The organism is Paenibacillus sp. Y951, from assembly GCF_056786395.1.
Genome location: NZ_JBXCIY010000008.1, coordinates 113,577 through 135,472 on the forward strand (window position 1 = coordinate 113,577; position 21,896 = coordinate 135,472).

18 protein-coding genes are annotated in these 21,896 nt (G+C 38.8%); 4 read left to right on the plus strand and 14 right to left on the minus strand.

Annotated elements, in window-relative coordinates:
- Positions 1-113 precede the first annotated feature (113 nt).
- The 11 genes from AC1TPB_RS13500 to AC1TPB_RS13550 form a co-directional block, all read right to left on the minus strand.
- Positions 114-335: a hypothetical protein gene (locus AC1TPB_RS13500; protein WP_482062461.1), complete on the minus strand. Its 222-nt coding sequence runs from the start codon at positions 333-335 to the stop codon at positions 114-116.
- Between the two features lie 132 nt (positions 336-467).
- Positions 468-2,438 (minus strand): ABC transporter permease, encoded by a 1,971-nt coding sequence (locus tag AC1TPB_RS13505; RefSeq protein WP_482076975.1) that lies wholly within the window; start codon positions 2,436-2,438, stop codon positions 468-470.
- Positions 2,413-3,189 carry an ABC transporter ATP-binding protein gene (locus AC1TPB_RS13510; RefSeq protein WP_482077069.1) on the minus strand — a complete coding sequence of 259 codons (777 nt, stop codon included), beginning with the start codon at positions 3,187-3,189 and terminating at the stop codon, positions 2,413-2,415. The genes AC1TPB_RS13505 and AC1TPB_RS13510 overlap by 26 nt, the downstream gene beginning before the upstream one ends.
- Positions 3,190-3,405: 216 nt before the next feature.
- A complete protein-coding gene (locus tag AC1TPB_RS13515) occupies positions 3,406-4,491 on the minus strand; it encodes a sensor histidine kinase (RefSeq protein WP_482076976.1) in 1,086 nt (361 codons plus the stop codon).
- Positions 4,492-4,570: 79 nt separating this feature from the next.
- Positions 4,571-5,305 (minus strand): response regulator transcription factor, encoded by a 735-nt coding sequence (locus AC1TPB_RS13520; protein WP_482077070.1) that lies wholly within the window; start codon positions 5,303-5,305, stop codon positions 4,571-4,573.
- 178 nt (positions 5,306-5,483) lie between these two features.
- Entirely contained in the window at positions 5,484-6,431 is a 948-nt protein-coding gene (locus AC1TPB_RS13525) for a hypothetical protein (protein WP_482077071.1), read from the minus strand.
- A 17-nt stretch (positions 6,432-6,448) separates the two neighbouring features.
- Positions 6,449-7,648 (minus strand): ABC transporter permease, encoded by a 1,200-nt coding sequence (locus AC1TPB_RS13530; protein WP_482076977.1) that lies wholly within the window; start codon positions 7,646-7,648, stop codon positions 6,449-6,451.
- 5 nt (positions 7,649-7,653) lie between these two features.
- Positions 7,654-8,355: an ABC transporter ATP-binding protein gene (locus AC1TPB_RS13535; protein WP_482076978.1), complete on the minus strand. Its 702-nt coding sequence runs from the start codon at positions 8,353-8,355 to the stop codon at positions 7,654-7,656.
- An 84-nt stretch (positions 8,356-8,439) separates the two neighbouring features.
- Entirely contained in the window at positions 8,440-10,089 is a 1,650-nt protein-coding gene (locus AC1TPB_RS13540) for an alkaline phosphatase (protein ID WP_482077072.1), read from the minus strand.
- Between the two features lie 250 nt (positions 10,090-10,339).
- Positions 10,340-10,648: a hypothetical protein gene (locus tag AC1TPB_RS13545; RefSeq protein ID WP_482076979.1), complete on the minus strand. Its 309-nt coding sequence runs from the start codon at positions 10,646-10,648 to the stop codon at positions 10,340-10,342.
- Between the two features lie 37 nt (positions 10,649-10,685).
- Entirely contained in the window at positions 10,686-11,192 is a 507-nt protein-coding gene (locus AC1TPB_RS13550) for a Crp/Fnr family transcriptional regulator (RefSeq protein WP_482062454.1), read from the minus strand.
- Positions 11,193-11,658: 466 nt separating this feature from the next.
- On the opposite strand from AC1TPB_RS13550, the gene AC1TPB_RS13555 reads away from it, so the two are divergent.
- Positions 11,659-11,856 carry a hypothetical protein gene (locus tag AC1TPB_RS13555; RefSeq protein ID WP_482076980.1) on the plus strand — a complete coding sequence of 66 codons (198 nt, stop codon included), beginning with the start codon at positions 11,659-11,661 and terminating at the stop codon, positions 11,854-11,856.
- 922 nt (positions 11,857-12,778) lie between these two features.
- Here AC1TPB_RS13555 and AC1TPB_RS13560 read toward each other — a convergent pair.
- The 3 genes from AC1TPB_RS13560 to AC1TPB_RS13570 form a co-directional block, all read right to left on the minus strand.
- Positions 12,779-13,879 carry a PAS domain-containing sensor histidine kinase gene (locus AC1TPB_RS13560; protein ID WP_482077073.1) on the minus strand — a complete coding sequence of 367 codons (1,101 nt, stop codon included), beginning with the start codon at positions 13,877-13,879 and terminating at the stop codon, positions 12,779-12,781.
- Positions 13,869-14,537 carry a response regulator transcription factor gene (locus AC1TPB_RS13565; protein WP_482076981.1) on the minus strand — a complete coding sequence of 223 codons (669 nt, stop codon included), beginning with the start codon at positions 14,535-14,537 and terminating at the stop codon, positions 13,869-13,871. The genes AC1TPB_RS13560 and AC1TPB_RS13565 overlap by 11 nt, the downstream gene beginning before the upstream one ends.
- Positions 14,538-14,653: 116 nt before the next feature.
- The gene (locus AC1TPB_RS13570) at positions 14,654-15,106 is read right to left on the minus strand and encodes a GAF domain-containing protein (protein ID WP_482062451.1); all 453 of its coding nucleotides are present in this window, start codon (positions 15,104-15,106) and stop codon (positions 14,654-14,656) included.
- A gap of 167 nt (positions 15,107-15,273) precedes the next feature.
- Between AC1TPB_RS13570 and AC1TPB_RS13575 the strand changes: the two genes are divergently transcribed.
- The 3 genes from AC1TPB_RS13575 (at position 15,274) to pflB (ending at position 21,893) form a co-directional block, all read left to right on the plus strand.
- A complete protein-coding gene (locus AC1TPB_RS13575; protein ID WP_482062450.1) occupies positions 15,274-16,035 on the plus strand; it encodes a Crp/Fnr family transcriptional regulator in 762 nt (253 codons plus the stop codon).
- A 948-nt stretch (positions 16,036-16,983) separates the two neighbouring features.
- Positions 16,984-19,578, plus strand: a complete 2,595-nt coding sequence (gene adhE / locus AC1TPB_RS13580; protein ID WP_482076982.1) for a bifunctional acetaldehyde-CoA/alcohol dehydrogenase — start codon at positions 16,984-16,986, stop codon at positions 19,576-19,578.
- Between the two features lie 53 nt (positions 19,579-19,631).
- On the plus strand, positions 19,632-21,893 hold the full coding sequence (gene pflB / locus AC1TPB_RS13585; protein WP_482076983.1) for a formate C-acetyltransferase: 2,262 nt from the start codon (positions 19,632-19,634) through the stop codon (positions 21,891-21,893).
- Positions 21,894-21,896: the final 3 nt, after the last annotated feature.

Consider the following 21,896-nt stretch of genomic DNA (forward strand, 5'->3'; position numbering starts at 1 on the left):
GTAGGAACACTAAGAGGGTATCACTCTACTTTTGCACATTGTTGTGCAAAGCGAAGTGATACCCTCATTTTTCATTGGATGTAGTTCAAAAAAAAGACTTTGATAAAGAAAGACTACGCAATTTGGTGTTGGCTGGAAGTAGCGCAACTCACAAGCCAAATCATCACATTATGCTGCTTACGTTCATCCAAATCGATAAAACCTTCGTCATGCCAAAGCTCACAAAGCACATTCTTAGTTACTTCTATCGCCTGTGTCTCATCTTGTAATAGTATGATAGCCATACGATATATCGTATGCTCATATCGTCTTAAAAGCCCAGATTTTGTAGACATGGTTTTCTCCTCATCAGTACACTTCTCTCTTTTATACGAAGGTGGCTTTTGTCCTCGGATTTATACCGCTATGATAAAATCATAAATCCGAGGCCAACGGCGATTGGAACAGTGATTTGTTTTCGGAGCGCCCTAATTAGTAACAGTAATCGAACCCTTACGAATACTCGATAGATAGCTTCTACTTGCAAACAAGAAGTATATGGCTTGCATCGCAATATATATTCCAAATACAACAAACGAGTATAGCCAATTCGATGATTCTAATATTCCATCGAGCGCTAGCATTGCAAATAGCGCATGAGAAATCCCGACGATACAAGGCAAGAAGAATATGATTCCAATTTGAGTAATGACAACTTTTCTCATTTCCTTATACGTGACGCCTAATCTACTTAAACTTTTGAACATTGTAATATCCTCGTCGCGCTCAGTAAATAATTTGAAGTAGATTAATGATCCTGCAGCAATAAAGAACAATAAACTAATGAACAAACCAATGAAAATAGTCAATGACATCGACTGAGAATATCCAGCATAGTAAATAATTTTACTCATGTCTAATTGATCGTTCGTATCATTCGTATTCGCTTGAATCTCTTCTACGACGGGTAACGCTTTTTCCCAGTTAGAGATTTCAAACCCATGGAACACAATACGGTCTTCATCCGTACTTTGTTGATTCCATTGCGCATAGAGTTCATCAGGAACAACAATCGTCCCCCCATATTGAATAACCTTACTATTAAATATAGATTCTTCAGCCATTTTCGTAATCTCATACTCAATAGTTTCACCATTAAGTTGACCAATTAGTTTGGCTTTTTTTTCCTTTATATAGCTTAAATAAAGTTCTAACGCAGCTAGTTCATTTTCATTAAGACTCGATATTTGATTCTCTTTTGAAGCATTTTGATTATAAGTAGAGAGCGGAATAAGAATCGCGTCAACAATTCTACCTGTTTCTTCATCTGATCCGTAGTTAGCTCTATTATTGGTAAATGCTAGCGAGTAATTTCGTAATATTATCCCTTCAATCGTTACATTTTTTTCTATACGATGATTATATTTTTCAAGAACTTCTGTTACATATGCTTCAGTCGTAACTGGATTAGTATCATTTTTCTGTTCACTCCAAGCAATCGAATAAGAAGAATTGTGAGAAGCTTGTTCCTTGCCCATTAGTTGCATAATATAAATTGTACCCATAGCCGTCATAACGACTGCACTTAAAATGGTAATCGTGAATAGAATACGTGCGTTGTCTTTAATCTTATAGCCGAGCTGACCAATAATAAGCATATTGGACTTATTATAGTAGAGGCTACGATTTTTTTTCAATAGTTGTAAAAACACAATACTAAGTTGTGAATATAAGAAATAGGTACCTGCTACTACCAGAATTAGAATCGGTAGAGCGACAACAAAAAATAATTCGATCGTCATCGTTGCTGCAAGACCATAGCCCCCCACAATACATAGAACGCCTAGTACGACCTGCCAAATTGAATATTTCAATTCACCTTTAGGCTTTTTGTGAGCATGTAGTAAGTCGATAATTTGTCCTTTGCCTATGCGGAGCGTCGAGTATAACGTAATAACGAAGAAGATACCTACGAATATGCCAACCGTGACTACTACTGCACTTAGTGGAATCGCAAAACTTATATTTTCTTGCAAACGCAATAATGAACCAAGTGCAAGGAAGAACAATTTGCTGAAGAGAATTCCAACTGCAATCCCTACTCCCGTGGCAAGTATGCCAATAACCATATTTTCAATAAAAACGAGCTTTCGCAGCTGACGCTTAGTCATGCCAAATAACGAGAATAGACCGAATTCCTTTTTACGTGTTTTCAAAAATGATGTACTTGAATACATAATAAAAATAAAGCTGAACATGGCAATAACATACAAACAGTATTCCATCCCCATCTTCACTTTTGAAGCCGCAGCAATATTTCCACTCGTCACGTCAGGATGTTGAATGAAAGCTATATAGATATAGAAAATTGCAACTGAAAAAACACTACTCAAGAAGAATGCACTATATGAACGCCAATTTTCTTTTACATTTTTAAGCGCGAGGGAACGAAACGTCATCGAAATCGCCTCCTAGCAAACTTAATGTATCTAATATTTGTTGGAAGAAAACTTGGCGATTAGAGCCACGGTGGATTTCTGTAAATGGCTTACCATCTTTAATAAAAATGATTCGTTTGCAATAGCTTGCTGAGAATGGATCATGCGTAACCATTAATATCGTAGCATTCATATCCGAATTCATCCGCTGCAATGTATCCATAACATCTTTCGCTGACTTAGAATCTAAGTTTCCAGTAAGCTCATCCGCTAACAATAATGACGGTTTATGAATAATTGCTCGTGCAATTGCCGCTCTTTGCTTTTGACCACCTGATATTTCATATGTGCGCTTATTCAGTAATTCATCAATTTGTAGCAGCTTTACGAGAGGTAGTAGACGCTCCTCGATAACTTTCGGCTTCAACCCTTCCATTACAAGCGGAAGTATAATATTTTCTTTCACGGTTAATGCATCTAGTAAATTGAAATCTTGGAATACAAAGCCTAGCTCACGACGCCTGAAGAGTGCTAACTGATGATCATTCAACTTTGCTGGGTTAATCCCGTTAATTTCTAACTGTCCACTTGTGGCTTTGTCGATGGTAGCCAAAATATTCAACAGTGTCGTCTTCCCGCTACCTGACGGACCCATTACTCCGACAAATTCACCTTTTTCAACCTCAATATCAAGTCCCTGCAGCGCAGTATACAATACATTATTTTTACCACCATATACTTTACTTAAGCCCTTTGTTTTTAATACGCTCATCATAATAACTCCTTTATATCAATCATAATGTTATTCGTAAATGTGTTGTTCATTGCTTCATTATAACGGAGCGTTCTGATGGCAGTAATCGAAGAAGCTTTCAGATGCGGCACTGAACCTTACAGCTTTGTCACCTTCAATAGAGGTAGTTTAAAATGATGACTCGTGATCACGAAGTGGTGCTTCGTAGCGTTATCGACGGCGAAAATCTCAGTGTTACATGCGATGAATACCCGTTGATTGTATTGTAATGATGAATGTTGCTCCTTCTCCTGGCTGCGATTCTACACTAAGCTTATGTCCTAGACGCTGACAAACTTCTTGTGCTAGATAAAGTCCCATACCCGTTGACTCACCAATGGTTCTACCATTTTCGCCTGTGAAAAACGGCTGAAACACACGCCGAATATCGCTCGTTGCAATACCAATGCCTTGATCAATTACTTTTACTGTTGTGAGAGATTCTGTTTGTTCAAACTCTATAGTTAGTGTCTTATTACCTGATATTGGTTTGCTATATTTTAACGCGTTACTAATGATTTGATGCATAACAAAACTGAACCATTTTTGATCTGTAGAAGCTATCGCTTCTCCTACGATCCGCGGATAGATATTATATTGAATACATAATCGTTTGTAACGATTGATTATACCTCTGGTAACTTCGTGTAATGGAACAGAACGAACATAAAGATCGAGTTCAAGCTTGTCTACTCTTGCCGAATGAAGCATCATCTCAAGTCCAGTTTCCAATCTTGTGGATTCCTCTTGAATACTTAGAAATAACTCTCCTTGCTCCTGCAAGTTCATGATAGATTTATGTTTAACCCCATCTTGAGCTTGTTGCATTAGCATATCAATAACTGATACTGGTGTTTTCATTTGATGAACCCATTGCAGAGTGAAATGATATTGAATTTCTTGTTTCCTTCGCAATGTTTCTAATTGCTCTATATACATGGATTGCTGATTAAGAAGTAACTGTCTCATCAGTTGTTGCTCACTTGTCCGCGGATCTTGTATTAACTGAACTGCGTAGAGCGGATCTTTGGCAATTAATGCTTTGGACAAAGATTCATAGTAGGGCTTTATTCTGAGGTAATTAATAATGAGCCAACTGAGCAATATGACTGAAGCGAATATTATATAGTAAATCATCGATCCAAGATCAATATCTCCGCTCAATCTTTTCCACTCCAACATAAATAGTCCTGCACCTAACAAGCATGCAAGATAATATATGAATATATAATATCTTTGATCAGATATATACATACGTAGCATCGGAAATTTACTCTTCATATCGTAATGCTCCATTCCACCTTACATCGAAGGCTTTTCTTACTATGTTAAGTTGAGTATTTACTACATATTTTGTAAGTTATACAAGCTTTAATTTATATCCTTGACCGCGTATCGTCTCGATAGCTGAAGGTAGCCCTAATTCAGTAAACTTCTTGCGCAACCTCGTCATATTAACTGTTAATGTATTATCATCTACGAATTGAACATCATCCCATAAAGCTTCCAGTAATTGATCTCTTGTAACAACTTCACCGTAATAGGTGAAAAAACATTCAGCAAGCAGTAATTCATTCTTCGTTAGATCAACTAGCTGTTGTTCATAGCTAAGCTCATTACGCGAAAGCCATAGCGTCATCCCTTCTATTTCAACTTTATTGCTCTTCCCATCAACATTTGAGAGGGGATTTTCATCCACTGCAGTAAAATTTGTTGGAGTAATCGCGTATTCTCCATAAGCTCTACGCAATTGACTTCTAACTTTGGCAACTAATAATTCAAGTTGCACTGGCTTCGTAATATAATCATCTCCACCATTTTCAATAGCCATCACTTGATCCATTTCACCGTCTCTAGCAGAGATGAATATGATCGGAATATTGTAATTTTTACGTACTTGCCTACACCAATAGAAGCCATCGAAATAGGGTAAATTAATATCTAATAACAGCATATCGGGCTGAACTTCTTCAAATTGATCCATAATGTTCTTCAATTCATAAGCAATAATTGCTTTATAACTATATTGTTCTAACTTCGACTTTAATACTTGAGCAATTTTGGAATCATCCTCAACAATCATTATCGAGTACATCATATAACTCCTTTCATCTCTTGTTTCAAAATAGAAAGACACCACTTTGTTTGGCATAGTGAGCGTATTAAACCATCACTATATTACAGAAGAGGTGTCCACTATATGATAGATCAAAACTTATAATGAAATCAACTTTCCAATACCATCATATCATCTATCCAATATAATAATATTGTTACTCTTTAATTTCTTCAAAATTCGCATCATAGATTCGGAACATTGTTTTGTAGCCAGACTCATCCACTTTAACGCCCACATCTAGTCGACCAGTAATTTGAAGTGGCTTGGATGTGTAGCGAAGTTTCGTTCCATCCTTAACGTAGACGATCATTATTTTATTCCAATAGGTTTCATCCCCATTATCAAAAGGGCATTCCGCACCGGGCTCTGGAATAAGAAGAAACCAGTTATTATCTAAAGAGAGTATTTCGCCCATAAATCCTTTTATTTGAACGGTTTTTTTTGCTTCAGATAGATCCCAAAAATCATCTGAGGGTGTATTCTGTTCTTCATTATCAAAGAAGCCACTCCAACTAATAGATTGATACTTGCTCTTCGTTGTCTCTTTTTTCTGTTCAGAGGTAGATTTAATAGGTTCTTTAGTGGGAGCCGTTGTTGATTTTGGTTCTATATTATCACTGGATAGTTTACTCGTGACTGCTTGTGTTGACGTTGATTGTTGTTGTACTTCTTTTTCTTGTTGTACTTGTTGTACTTGTTGTTCTTCTTTTTCTTGTTGTTCTTGTTGCTGTTGTTTAGAAACTTGATCCTTCGGTTTAGTTGAAGGAAGTGACAATGCTGATGCTGGAGTGGAAACTGTAGATTCATCTTCATTACTAACTTGGGGTGAAGATAAAGCAAGTTGGTTAGCACCATTATCATTATTCTTGGACTCAAGTTCAGTTAATTCGTCTAAGTTATTCTCGTCAATGTTATTATCGTTATCACTTGTCGGAATCGTTACTACTACATCAGCTAAGTCTACTGATTGTTCCGTTAGCGTAATCCCTTCGCCAAAAGTGCCCACTTGCTCAGTTGACTTCTGCTCCCCGCAGCCGGCCAGTAGTAATATCAAAACAAGTATATAACCACTCGTAATAATGTTGTTCATTCGACGATGCATCAATGAGATCTCCTCCCTTAATTGCGAAATAAAGTTAAAGCATCGGTGCGATATACTTTCATTGCCGGTCCGAATGATGCAAGTAGAGCTAGAGATAATGTTGCGACAATAAGAACCCACTCATACGTAGCGATCTGGAACGCTTGTAATTGCACACCTGATTGAATGAACAATGAATTACTTATGATAGCACCTACAATATGACCAAGTACAAGTCCAGCTACTAATCCTATTGTAGCCAACGCGATTCCTTCGGCTACAAGTGTACACAATATGTAATATCTAGACTTGCCAATTAGGCGTAACAATCCAACATCACGCTTTCTTTCTTGAATGGATGCTGTCAATGCAAGAAGCAACGCTGTTGTCGCAAGTAACACGCAAATAGACATGACAACCATAAGTAGGTTCGAGCCGGTATCCACTACATTTAATACATCTGCGACCGCTTTACTTGAATAGACAGCTTGCACATTATCCATCGCATCAAATTGTTGCTTCAAAGATTGAATACCTAATAACGAGTGCGGTTTCACGATAATTGAAGTTATTTCTTTAGCGCTGTCTTCATCATGATGAATCACCCACGCATTTTCCAACCTTGTAAATACAGTACGATCATCAGCAGTATTAAGCTTCGGTAATATCCCAACTACTTTATAATGAAAACTCTCATGTTCATCGTCTTCATTACTTTCATGATCTAGTTCAACATGATCAACTAATCCATGTGCACCACTGAATTGATCTCCTATACGTAAGCCAAGCTCTTTTGCTACTGCATAACCAACGGTAACTTCACCTATCGCTGCGTATAAATGTCCTTCTTTCAGTTGACGATCCTCATAGCGAGTAGCAAAATAAGCTGATGAAACACCAACTATCGGATAACCGTTATAATTATCCCCCGTAGTCATACCAAAAGCGACATCAGTGTATTCACTATTTTCTACAATATTAAGTAGCTCTAATGGAACATTACCTGTTGGCACTCCTACTCGATAAAAAGTATTAAGAACGAGCTGCGAATCGCTACCGTCAGCTCCAATGACAAGTTCAAACGGACCATATCCTTTTTGCGCACCATGCTCAACACTGTCTTTGCTCATGAGTAGAAGTACAAATAATGCTACTGTAATCATAACTGCAAAAATGGTCAATATAGACAAAACAGAGCGATGTCGCATATTGTTCCATATATATTTCCAACCATTCATATGCTTTACCCATTCCTTTCTTGCACATTGTCTTGATGCATACATAAGTTAATTTTGTCCATTTGTACCGTTGCAGGATACAACTGGGCTAAATGCAAATCATGTGTGACTGTCAACAGTGTCGTATTATTCTCTCCACATATTTCCAGTAATAATTCCATAATGTGCGCAGCTGTTTCCCAATCTAAACTTCCCGTCGGCTCATCAGCAAGAATTAGTGGAGGTTGATTAATTAATGCTCGAATAATAGCTACACGTTGCTGCTGTCCTCGGGATAGTTGATAGGGGCGTTGATTCATCTTCCCGGCAAGCCCTACTCGCTCAAACCAATGTTCAATCAGCTTATTACGCTCACCTTTAGCCAAATTACGCTCCATTACAAGCTCAACATTCTGCTTCGCAGTAAGTGAAGGAATTAGATAAAAATCTTGAAAAACATAACCTACCGTTTTTGCCCGGAAGCGATCCCTCTGCATCTCATTCATCTCACTAATAAGCTCTCCTGCCACTTCAACTATGCCACGATCAACAGCTAATATTCCACCAATAAGATGAAGCAATGAACTTTTCCCGCTACCACTCGGTCCAAGCAGTGCTATCCGCTCCCCTTGCTTCACCGACCATGAAGAAATACTAACAATCGGAAGGGAACGCTGATCTGATTTATATGATTTTTCCAAGCTTTTTACGTTGATCATATCTCCCATTAAGATTATCTCTCCTCCCTATTGTAAAAATGGACAGGAGAGCACTGCTCCCCTGTCCATTACTCTTAATTTTGTTACACACTTTTACTTCACAATGCGTTCAGATAATACGTCCCAAGTCATATTTTTACTTGTAAGTTTATTAAAGGCAGCTAGCGACAAGTATAATTTACCATTATCGAGATGACCTCGCAGCCCTGTATTTGTACCGTTAAGATTAACTTCAAGTTTATTAGTATCTACTTTCATAACGTTAGTTCCACTTGTAATCGTAATGATGTGGGCATTAGCATTCCATTCAACTTTTGCACCAAGCGACTCAGCAAGAGCTTTAGCTGGATATAGAACTTCATTATCACGAGTAATCTTAAACTTAGGATATAAATATTTCGCTTGCATCGTTGCAGATGTAGACTTAAGATCAACCTCAATAATTTGTGCTGAAGCTTTTGCAATTTGCGTATTATCGATTTGACCACTCACTTGATCAACGATTGGACCATATGCCCATACTCCAACATCAACAGCTGAATGACCATGTCCGCTCCAGCCAACAAGCAATCTTTTGCTAATTACTTGGTTATACCCACCTTCTCGTCCATAAGAAGAGCCATCTCCTGCAAGAATGATTTTCGCTTCCTCATCTGAAAGATCAGTAATCCAAGTATTTGCTTTTACAATATTTTTAATTTCATTGATAGATACTGCAGCATTGAGTTTGCTAACTAGAGATTCGGAAGAATTAATTTGCTTATCCCATAGATCAAGATTCAATTCATATATATTGTCTCGAGATAATGATAAGCCCCCCGTCTCGTGGTCTGCTGTAATAACGACTGATGTATTGCCATCTTTCTTTGCATAATCTAGTGCAACTTTTACGGCTGCATCAAAATCAAGAACTTCCTGTACCGTAGAAGGGAAATCATTTGCATGCGATGCATGATCAATTCGTCCCCCTTCAATCATAATTGCAAAACCATCTTCATCCTTTTCCAAAATATTTAAAGCTTTTGAAGTCATCGCCGCTAGAGATGGTATTTCTGCTGTACGATCTAGTACATAAGGAATATGTGAGCTACTGAACAAACCAAGCACTTTACCGCTAGTTGCTGATAATGAATTTAGTTCAGAAGCGTTATCTATATAGGAATATCCCTTTGCTTCAAAATCAGTAATGATGCTTTTGTCTGTGCGTTTTCCACCGTCAGCTTTACTTAAGAAGAATGAGCTTCCACCACCGAATAACACATCTACACCACTATCCAAATATTGCGAAGCAATAGCAGCCTCATTATCACGACTACGGACATGTGACGCGTACACTGCTGGTGTAGCATGAGTAATTCGAGCCGTCGTTACAAGACCAGTAGATTTCCCTGCAACTTCTGCAGCTTCGATAACGGAAGCGAATGGTTTTGATACATCTTCGTTGGAAACACTAATTCCAGCATTATATGTTTTATTACCTGTTGCAAATGCAGTTCCAGCGGAAGCAGAATCAGTAACGACACCTGATACGATCGTTCCGCCATCCTCACCACGGTCTGCGTATGTAGTGGCTTGACCAACATAAATGCTATCAAGCGTTAAATGATCAATATTCTTGTTGTACATTAAATAATTGCGGGCTGCTGATACTTGGGCAGGACCCATTCCATCTCCTATTAACACGATAAGATTTTTTGATTTTGCACTTTCAGTTGTTTGATTGTCTGCTTGAACTGGATGAATGGATAAAGTAGAGAACACGAGACAGCTTGCTATTGCTGCTTTAATAACTTTCTTTTTCAATTTAATCCCTCCATTTGTTTGTTTCTAACCAATTCACTACTACCCTATTATGTAAAACAAAAGTTAGGGGAGTATTATGAAATTATATTTAAAATGTAAATTTAAGGAATATCTTTAAAAATAGAAGACCAAAAAGCGTAGTCTATGTATTTTAGACTACGCTCATTTAGAATTCTATTTATCGACGATGTTACCATCTGCCACCACGGAGATGCTCAATAATTGATTTAAATTCTCCATCATGCTCTGGTGAGTCCTCTTCACCCTTCATCTCGATTTTTGTAATATCAAGCTTGTAAGTTTCCTTTGAGCTCGTAGGAGCAAAAATAAGTTCCTGTTCATTTTCAAGCTGAACTTGATAACCTGACTGGGCGAAAGCTGCAATGAAATCATTAATACTAGGTTTACGATCATCAGGAAGGAAAATTAGCGCTCTAAGCATTTTCGTCTCTGGACCATCAATAAATTTGAAGTGAAATATACATTCTCGAAGTGCCATTACTACAAATACCCCTTTCACTTGGCTTGAAGCTATTTTAACCTTTTTTGAAGCGTCTGACCAGTTTTTCCCCAACATTTGCTTTCAACCACGGTAGTACGTAGAAGTCGCCTCCGAATTTACCTGCGTTACCAGCAGCTAGCATAACAATGAAACCTAGTAAAATCATATACGGGTTCGTACTAACTGTGCCAGCAAACATGAACATGAAGTTCATTAGTAATCCAAAGAATATTGCCGGTAATGTTAGAACGCCAAGTACTAAGCCAACACCTACAAGAAACTCGCCCCAAGGTAAAATTACATCAATAATTGCTACATTAGGTAAAGCTATATGCTCGATAAATGCGTTATAGACCGGATATAATACTTCATCACCTTTCGCAACGGGATTCGTAACAACATTTTGTAAGTAGCCTGCTGCAGTGAATTCACCGCCAGTTATTTTACCCCAGCTACTTGTAATCCATTTGTATCCTAATACGATTCTTACGATAGCAACGATAGCGGCTGCGATTTTATTTTCTCTCCAAAACTTTAACATATCAATCACTCCTTGTTCTTTATGACCTTAGTATACGACGATAGGAATGATGAGTATGTGATTATAATCACATACTCAGTGAAAATTTCCACATTTATTATTAGGATGGTATTTAGTGAGATAAAGCTACTGAAAACGGCTGAGTTGTTAGGTTTCACATTTAATCACAATGGAATATAATTACAATAGTTTTCTATTTTATTAGATTGTTTTATACTTTGAAGAAAGGTTTGATTACTATGAGAAAGGTTATTGCGATTGTTCTCCTTTGTTTATTTCTTAATGCTTGCTCATCAGGAACAACAGTTCCACCTAGTTATAACTTCAAGCTAGATTACAATGATATTAACAACCCAGTACAGTACAATACACTTCATTAGACGAAGTCATAGCACAATCAGATTATATCGTACTAGCTGAGCTCGTAAGCGTTCGAACCTCTAAGACGGCTGGTATTGGAGATACTATGAAAATCATTAAACTATATAAAGGAAGAGATAATTTCAATAACAGTACGTTGGACTATGTCTCCAAAAAGCAGCTATCTAACGATGGGGATCAATTTCTAATGTTTTTACGTGAAAACAACAATATCTATTACTCCTCACCTTATTACTCCACATTTATTAGTACGAATCCATTTCAAGATAATGTATTTCTTTAAGGTCCTTTTACTGGATATAAATTAAAAGATATTATAACTCAGATCAAAAATTCTTCTCAAATTGACCAATATAATCGAATTCAAGTAAAAATCTTAGACTCAGTGATAGATCACCAACACTTAATCGAGGATGGAGAATCTGAATTGCTCCTCACATCAAGACAAGGAAGCATCATCGCCAAAAGCGATATGATTATTTTATAGAGAATGTGAAGGAAAGTATAACCCCTTAACAAATAACATAATAATAGGAAACGTTGGAATTTATTAATAAGACGTTTGGTACAATGGACTATTAATCTAAAAATGGAGTTGGTCAATGATGCCAATTATAAAAAGGTTTTCGTTTTGGTTTATTATATTTTCAATTTTGATATGCTTTTTCAATATGTCGGGAAGTGATGATTATAACATAATCATTTTTATTACAAATCCGATAAACTGGCTGAACATTAAGTGGTTATCAAGAATCAATGAAAACCCCGATACTACTTATTTGTTCTTACCAATTCTTTATTTACAACATATAGCCTTTTGGGCGATTCTTGGGCACTTAATTGATCTAATAAGAGCACGAGTAGGTAAAAACAGAAAAAAATGATATTATGTAACGAAAAAAAGGGCGTATACCCCAACCGAAGGATATACGCCGTAGAGAAGAAGATAAAAAGATTATGAAAGTCGGTAGGTTATGACCTCTTTCACGATCCTATGGTTTAGTATTAACGACTTCATGTCGCTTATACATCCATGTCTGCCATACCTTAACGAATGTATTGCGTAAGGTAAGCTATGAACCAGTGTAGAAATTGTCGCTAGACTTTCGATTAGATGCTGTAAGTATCACGTTATAGCTCAAAAACGACCGCTATTAGGGAAGTCCCTACATAGCGGTCGTCTGTTAATATTCTATTAAATATTGTTATTTCGGTATCGTCAACGTTATCGTCGTCCCTTTTCCTTGTGCTGATTCCACTAGAAGAGTGCCGCCTACACTGTTGGCACGCTCCTCCATACTGAATAAACCTACGCCCGTCCGCTCCAGTTCACCATAATTGAAGCCTACACCTTGATCTCTAATCGTAATAACGACCCGCTCTGCATAATCTTCAAATGCTACTACAGCCTCATCTACATCTGCATATTTCGCAATATTCGTTAACCCTTCTTGAATAATACGATAAATTACCGTTTCCTTTGTAGAGGTCAAACGCTGCTTCAGCCGACCAACCAATTCGACTTTTATTCCGAAATGATCTGTATAATTGTCCAAATATGTTTTGATCGCTGGCTCTACACCAAGATCATCTAGCACAGATGGACGAAGCTGCCAGGCCATACTGCGAACATCCTGCATCATCAGCGCTACATTACTTCTTAATTGTTGTAGCTCCGTTAATTGCTCATGATCGGCTAACATTCGATCGATTTGAATCATAAACGAAAATAAACTTTGTCCGATACCATCATGCAGCTCTCGTGAAATGCGTTTTCGCTCTTCTTCCTGAACTTCCATCACTTTAACCATCATATCTTTAAGTTCTTTCTCAGCAAGCTTAAGCTTAGTTACTTCATTACGGATCGCCAAATACTGGTACGGTTGGTCTAATTCATCGAGAAACGGAACAATCGTCGTATTGACCCAATAGAACGTACCATCCTTTGCACGATTTTTGATCTCGCCCTTCCAAACCTCACCACGCGAAATCGTACACCATAGCTCCTTGAAAAAAGCTTTAGGATGGTGACCAGAATTAATGATTCGATGGTCCTGACCGATCAGCTCCGCTTCCGAATATTGCGATATTTCTACGAATTTATCATTAATATATTGAATTTTACCGCACACATCAGTAATCGCGACGATCGAAGATACACCTAATGCAAATTGCACATCAATTAACTCTTCTAACGATTTCTTCGTCCGTTCAAACAATTCATTGTCTTCCATCACTTCTTCCAAACGAGACAGTAAAACATCAGTTTGTTCAAAGTACTGCCGTCGGGTTCGATTATTGTTCATCTTCATCAAATTGCAGCAGCCCCTTTTGCAAAGCGAATTTAATCAACTCAGGTCTAGTTTTCAAGCTAAGCTTCTCCATAATATTACTTTTATGAGCTTCAACCGTTTTTACACTTATAAATAGATTTTGGGCAATCTCTTTATTCGCATACCCTTTGGCAAGCCAGCCCAATACTTCCTTCTCACGTTCTGAAAGACTCATGTAAGCTGTATCATCGGCTGGTTCTATACTTTTCCGATTCATAAATTCGCTCATTAACTTCTTCGTTGCAGAAGGATAGAGATAAGCTTCACCTTTCGCAACCGCTTGAATCGCACCTACAAGCTCATCATGAGGTGCATTTTTTAATATATATCCGGACGCCCCAACCTTAATCGCTTGGAACAAATATTGCTCATCATCGTGCATCGTAAGTATAAGAATATTGACTTGTGGTAGCAGCTTTTTCAACTCAGCAGACGCCGTCATTCCATCCTTGCCATGCGGCATACTGAGATCCATTAGTACAACATTGGGCAGATGCTTACTCGCTAGCGCAATCGCTTCATCACCTTCTGAAGCTTCACCTACAACTTCTATGTCATAACGACCATGTAATAGCATCGATAGACCTGATCGAACAACTGCGTGATCATCACATATAAGAAGCCTAATCATCTATACAACCCTTTCATCACGTCATTATCTACATTTATTATAACGGTAAACATGAATGTTTACAGCAAAATGTACGAATTCCGTAAAATTCTAGCAGGGAATGTCAGGGATTAGGCTTAATAATGATTGTTATCTATATAATGAGCGCAATAATCGGTAAGCTCATGTACAACTTCAGCCCCAGCTTCAACTTGCTGAGCATCATAATTGCCTTCATAACGTTTACCTATTAATATAGCACCATTAATTTGATGCTGATCCAATGTAATCGGCCAAACTGCTGCATGGAGCAGTTTCTCTGTCAGCATAATCGATTCACCCAAGTCAAAGATTTCATGCTTGGCTGCTCGGGATTGTAAGAAGCTTCCTGTACGCAATACTTCGCCTGTCAGACCGAGATTGATCTGCTGTCGAATTCGCTGCGTACGATTGCTTACGCTACCGTACACGGGATACCAGTGGAGCTTTCTAGTTGCACGATCTAAAACTCCAATAGCTGTGAGATCGCTTTTTGTACGCTTTAACAATTGTTGTAGCTTCTCTTCTACAATAATTTGAGTTGGAGTCATAAACCTGCTCCTTTCCGACTAGTTACCTCTATATCATACCAGCGAATAGGTCAAGTGTATGTTAGGGAGATACCTTAAACCGATGTAGGGCATTCCCCGATATTAAGTATTGTCATAACAACGTATAGTATAAATATAGAAACCGCACCAGAAAGGATGAGGCTTAGATGAGTATTTACTACGATACAGAAACAACTAAAGCGAAAAGACCGAGTAACAATTATAGACCAGGTTCTCTAAGCACTGTGTTTACAGATGAGCAACTCGACCTTCTTGCTTCAGTCATGCATACCAAAAAATACTCCGCTGGCACGCACCTATTCTGGGAAGGCGATGATGCGAATGCAGTGTACTGGATATTGAAAGGTCGCGTTAAACTGCGCAAATCTGCTTCGGACGGCAAAGATCTTCTACTATCTATTTTACAACCTGATGATATGATTGCCGACATTGATGCTTGGGACACGACCCATCGTTATACTGCCGAAACGATAGATCAAGTAGAAGTAGGGATTATTCCTAGATTGCAGCTTGAAATGCTAATGGTCAAATACGGAGATTTTGCTTATCGATATGCGATGTGGATGGGTCTTATCCAACGTAAAACAGAATCTAAGCTACGTGATCTACTAATGGGTGGAAAAAACGGTGCGCTTGCATCTACACTTATCCGTCTATGCAACAGCTTTGGCGAGAAGCAAGCCAATCAGCACATTCATATTGATATAAAATTAACGAACAATGAGCTCGCAGAATTAGTAGGAACAACGAGGGAAGGTATTAATCGCTTGCTTGCTTCCATGAAAAGAGATGGGATCATATGCAGTGAAAGTACTGGCTACTTGAAAGTAACCAACCTTGATGCTTTGAAGGATATGGCTGGTTGCCCGATATGCCCTACTTGTCCAAAAGAAATATGCCGACTATAAGAAAAGAAAGGGCTACTTGGAAAGTCGATACCATTTCGACATTCTAGTAGACCCTATTGATGATTTATTGGATACAGACTCCATTTTTACTGTCTACGAGCCATTTTTGTTACTTTTATGCTCCAGGGACTACATTTTTACTGTCCATGAGCCGTTTTTGTTACTTTTATGCTCCAGGGACTCCATTTTTACTGTCTACGAGCCGTTTTAGTTACTTTTATGCTCCAGGGACTCCATTTTTACTGTCTACGAGGCGCATTTGTTACTTTTATGCTTCAGGGACTCCATTTTTACTGTCTACGAGCCGTTTTTGTTACTTTTATGCTCCAGGGACTCCATTTTTACTGTCCATGAGCCGTTTTTGTTACTTTTATGCTTCAGGGACTCCATTTTTACTGTCTACGAGCCGTTTTTGTTACTTTTATGCTCCAGGGACTCCATTTTTACTGTCTACGAGCCGTTTTTGTTACTTTTATGCTCCAGGGACTCCATTTTTACTGTCTACGAGGCGCATTTGTTACTTTTATGCTCCAGGGACTCCATTTTTACTGTCTATGAGCCGTTTTAGTTACTTTTATGCTCCAGGGACTCCATTTTTACTGTCCATGAGCCGTTTTTGTTACTTTTATGCTCCAGGGACTCCATTTTTACTGTCTACGAGCCGTTTTTGTTACTTTTATGCTCCAGGGACTCCATTTTTACTGTCCATGAGCCGTTTTAGTTACTTTTGCGGACGACCCTACTCTTTTTCGGTTGTCACCGCTCCTTCGCTACTTTTCTACCCCAGCTATCTTACTACTTCCTACACTCAAACTAATCTAGCTACACTGTCATAATGATTCCTCATAAACTTTGTGATATTTAGCACATCGTTTTAACCGCATCTACTCTACAATGGATTTATTATCATCGTCATAAAAGTATGAACAGGTTAAGGAGTGATGAGCTATGGCATTACATGAGTCGAAGCTCCAACATTTCAATAAAGATGATCTTCATATTCAGCTAAGTATTGAGCGTGCAGCTATAGCCGCAGAGCAATTTAGTACGATGAACCAGGAACAAATCGACGAGATTGTTCAGCATATGGCACTTGCAGGAATTGGTCGCCATATGGAACTGGCAAAACTTGAGCTGGACGAGACAAAACGTGGTGTATTCGAAGATAAAATCATGAAAAATATGAATGCCACGGAAGGCATATATCATCAATTGAAATATATGAAAACAGTTGGAGAAATTGAAAATAATCCATATGAGCAATACAAAGTCATTGCTGAACCAATTGGCACCCTTGTTACGTTAATTACAGAAGTTTCACCTGTTGCAACTACATTATTTCAATGTTTAGTAGCGGTGAAAACACGTAATCCGATTATCTTTGTATTTCAAAAAGAAGTGACACGTTGTGGCATTGAAGCCGTTCAAAGTGTTCGAGATGCAGCTATTCTTTCCGGTGCACCCGCCTTCTGTATTCAATGGGTGGATCATTCTACTCATGCAGCAACACACGCGCTTATGTCTCATGAGAATGTAGCCTTAGTCATTTCTAATGGAGATAACGATTTACTGCAGGCTGCCAAACAACTAGGGAAATCGACATTAAGTGTTTCCTATGGAAACGTTCCTTGCTATATTGAGCGCACTGCAGATTTGAAACAGGCTATTACAGATCTAATATTGTCTAAAAATTTTGACAATAGCATGATGTTTACTTCGGAACAAGCAGTACTCGTCGATCAACAAATTTATAATCAAGTCGTACGAATGATGAAAGTACTAGGCTGTTACTTCCTTAACGAAGAGGAAAGCAATACGCTAATGAACCATATTTTCAATGAACAAGGTAATCTCAATGCTAATTATATTGGCAAATCAGCGCTTGCTATTGCCCATGCGATTGAGCTAGATATACCTGAGGATACAAAGCTATTAATTGTTCCACAAGATCAGGTTGGTGCAGCCTTTCCTTTCTCTGCAGTAAAAGCTTGTCCAATTCTTGCACTCTATATTGTAGATGATGCCGACATGGCCATTACGCTTGCTCAGCAGCTTATAGCGCTAGGTCACGGGAAACATTCAGCGATTATTCATAGTCATAATGAGTCTATTATTCAGAAATTCAGCCAACAATTATTAAGCAATCGCGTCATCGTTAACGCACCATCCATTCAAGCGGCGATGAATAATCAAGAACGTGACCAATCCCCATTCGCATCATTTGGCTATCAATCATCAAGTAATCATCAGCGAATGAATATGGAGCTCCTTCACCTTAAACATGTATCTAATCGCAATGTCGATATGCAATGGTTCAAAATTCCACCGAAGCTATATTTTTCAGCTGGTGCGACACAGTATTTAACAAAAATGCATGATATACATCGCATCATCATCATTACGGATCAGCGTATGGAGCAGCTTGGATATGTTGATAAAGTTCAATACTTCCTACGCAAACGTAGTGAACCTGTACAAATCGAAATTTTTGCCAAAGTAGAACATGAGCCTACGATCGATATCGTTATGCAAGGTACCGAGCGGATGAACGCCTTTAAACCAGATTGTATTATTGCACTGGGCGGTGGTTCTGCAATAGATGCTGCCAAAGCGATGTGGTTATTTTATGAAAGTCCAGAAACAAGCTTTGATACGATCAAAATGAAATTTATGAACATTCGCAATCGAGTATATAAATACCCTACACTCGGTAAACGCGCTAAGCTTGTTGCTATTCCGACAACATCAGGAACTGGATCTGAAGTTACCTCCTTCGCTACGATTACCGATGTTAGCAAAGGGCATTCCAAATATCCGCTAGCAGATTATGAATTGATACCTGATGTCGCGATTATCGATTCTGAATATACCGCTTCGCTCTCACCTACAGTCATTGGTGATACTGGCATGGATGTACTAACACATGCGATTGAAGCTTACGTTTCGATTATGGCCAATGATTTCAGCGATGGGTTAGCGATTAAAGCAATTCAGCTTGTTATAGAGAATTTAGAAAAATCCCATGCAATAGCTGATCCTGTTGCGCGTGAGAAAATGCATAATGCATCAACGATTGCAGGCATGGCGTTCTCCAATGCATTTCTTGGAATCTGTCATAGCCTTTCCCATAAATTCAGTGCGGAATTTCAATTACCGCATGGTCGAGTCAATGCAATTCTGTTGCCTCATATTATTCGTTACAATGCTTCTCGACCGACAAAATTTCAAAACTTCTCCAACTATAAACATTTCCAAGCAGATATACGCTATGCAGAAATCGCTCGCTTAGCTGGCTTACCTGCCCATACGACCAATGAAGGTGTAAATAGTTTGATACTATGTGTGAGACAGCTCAATCGTTCACTTGGTATACCTGACAGCTTCGAGCAATGTGGCATCTCTGCCATTTCTTTTGACTCTAAAGTAGATTATCTTGCCGAGCGAGCATTTGAGGATCAGTACACGAACTACAATCCAAGACTTCCTTTAGTAGCTGAGCTTTCACAGCTTTACCGTCAAGCTTTCTACGGTGAATTTCAATAAATAAATGCATCTCAACTTCAATTTCAAATTCAACATGATATGGAGGAATAAGCATGAGTACATTAAATACAGTAAAAGGTAATGTTGCAGCATGGCGTAGCTTTGAAGAAGGACAATGGTCAGACGAGATCGATGTACGAGATTTTATCGTTCGCAATATGAGCTCCTACACTGGTGATGAGCAATTTCTAACAACTGCAACGGAAGCAACAACTAAGTTATGGGATCGGATTAGTCAACTTTCTCGTGAAGAGATCCAGCGTGGTGGCGTATGGGATGTTGATACAATGACGGTTTCTACAATTACTTCTCATGCACCTGGTTATATCAATCAAGAGCTTGAACAAATTGTCGGCGTCCAAACTGATGCTCCCTTCAAGCGTTCTGTCCAACCATTTGGCGGTATTAAAATGGTCGTAGATGCTTGTAAGGCATACGGATATGAAGTTCCGCAAGAGCTAGTCGATGTGTTCACTACGATTCGTAAAACGCATAACCAAGGGGTATTCGATGCTTATACACCCCAGATGCGGCTAGCACGTAAAACGGGTATCATAACTGGATTACCAGATGCTTATGGTCGTGGGCGCATTATCGGTGATTATCGTCGAGTCGCATTATACGGTGTTGATCATCTTATTCAATGTAAATTAGCAGACAAAACGTTAACCGATGCTTCACCAATGATTGAAGACACGATTCGTGAACGTGAAGAACATTCCGAGCAAATTCGCTCGCTACAAGAATTGAAAGAAATGGCAGCTACCTATGGATATGATATAGCTCGCCCTGCAGAAACAGCACAAGAAGCGATTCAATGGTTATACTTCGCTTATCTTGCAGCTATTAAAGAGCAAAATGGCGCAGCGATGAGCTTAGGTCGTGTCTCTACATTCATCGATATTTATATTGAGCGTGATCTGCAAGAAGGTACATTGACAGAGCAAGAAGCGCAGCAGCTAATGGATCATTTCGTTATGAAATTACGTATTGTGAAATTCCTTCGTACACCAGATTACAATGAACTATTCAGTGGTGATCCTACTTGGGTAACAGAATCTATTGGTGGCGTTACGACGACCGGAATCCCAATGGTGACGAAATCTTCATACCGTATTTTGCATACATTGTATACGCTTGGGCCTTCACCAGAACCGAACTTAACGGTGCTTTGGTCTACAGATTTACCTAGTGCATTCAAAAAATATTGCGCCAAAGTATCGATTGAAACGAGCTCTATACAATATGAGAATGATGACCTAATGCGTCCGACATTCGGCGATGACTACGGTATCGCCTGCTGTGTATCTGCTATGCGGATCGGCAAACAAATGCAATTTTTTGGCGCACGAGCTAATTTAGCAAAAGCGTTACTATATGCGATTAATGGTGGCGTCGATGAGAAGATGAACCTCCCTGTCGTTGCTACTGCACTACCTGCACTACAATCCGAGGTACTTGATTATGAAGAGGTTATGCAACGCTTTGATCATGTCATGGATTGGCTGGCAGGATTATATATCAATACGTTAAATGTTATTCACTATATGCATGATAAATATAGCTATGAGCGATTAGAATTTGCGCTGCATGACCGTGAAATTTTGCGTACGATGGCAACTGGTATCGCTGGCCTATCCGTCGTTGCCGACAGCTTGAGCGCTATTAAATTCGCTAAAGTATATCCGATTCGCAATGAGCAAGGCATTGCAGTTGATTTCCGTACAAAGGGAGAATACCCACAATACGGTAACAATGATGATCGCGTTGACCAAATTGCTGTAGACCTTGTACACCGCTTTATGGAGAAGCTAAGAAAACATCCAACGTATCGTAATGCTGTGACAACACAATCTGTGCTCACAATTACATCCAATGTCGTTTACGGTAAGAAAACAGGTACAACACCAGATGGTCGTAAAGCTGGTGAGCCATTCGCTCCTGGTGCTAACCCGATGCATGGTCGTGACCGAAAAGGTGCATTAGCATCGCTAAGTAGTGTTGCTAAACTACCGTATGAAGATTCGCTTGATGGTATTTCCAATACGTTCTCGATTGTTGGTCGTGCACTTGGTAAAGATGAAGCGACTCGGAAGAACAACTTAACAGCACTGCTTGATACGTATATGTCGCAGCATGCACATCATCTTAACGTCAACGTATTTGATCGTGAAACATTACAAGATGCAATGGCACATCCTGAGTTATATCCACAGCTAACTGTTCGTGTATCTGGCTATGCTGTTAACTTTATTAAGCTGACGAAGGAGCAACAGCTTGAGGTCATCAGTCGTACATTCCACGGTGAAATGTAATGG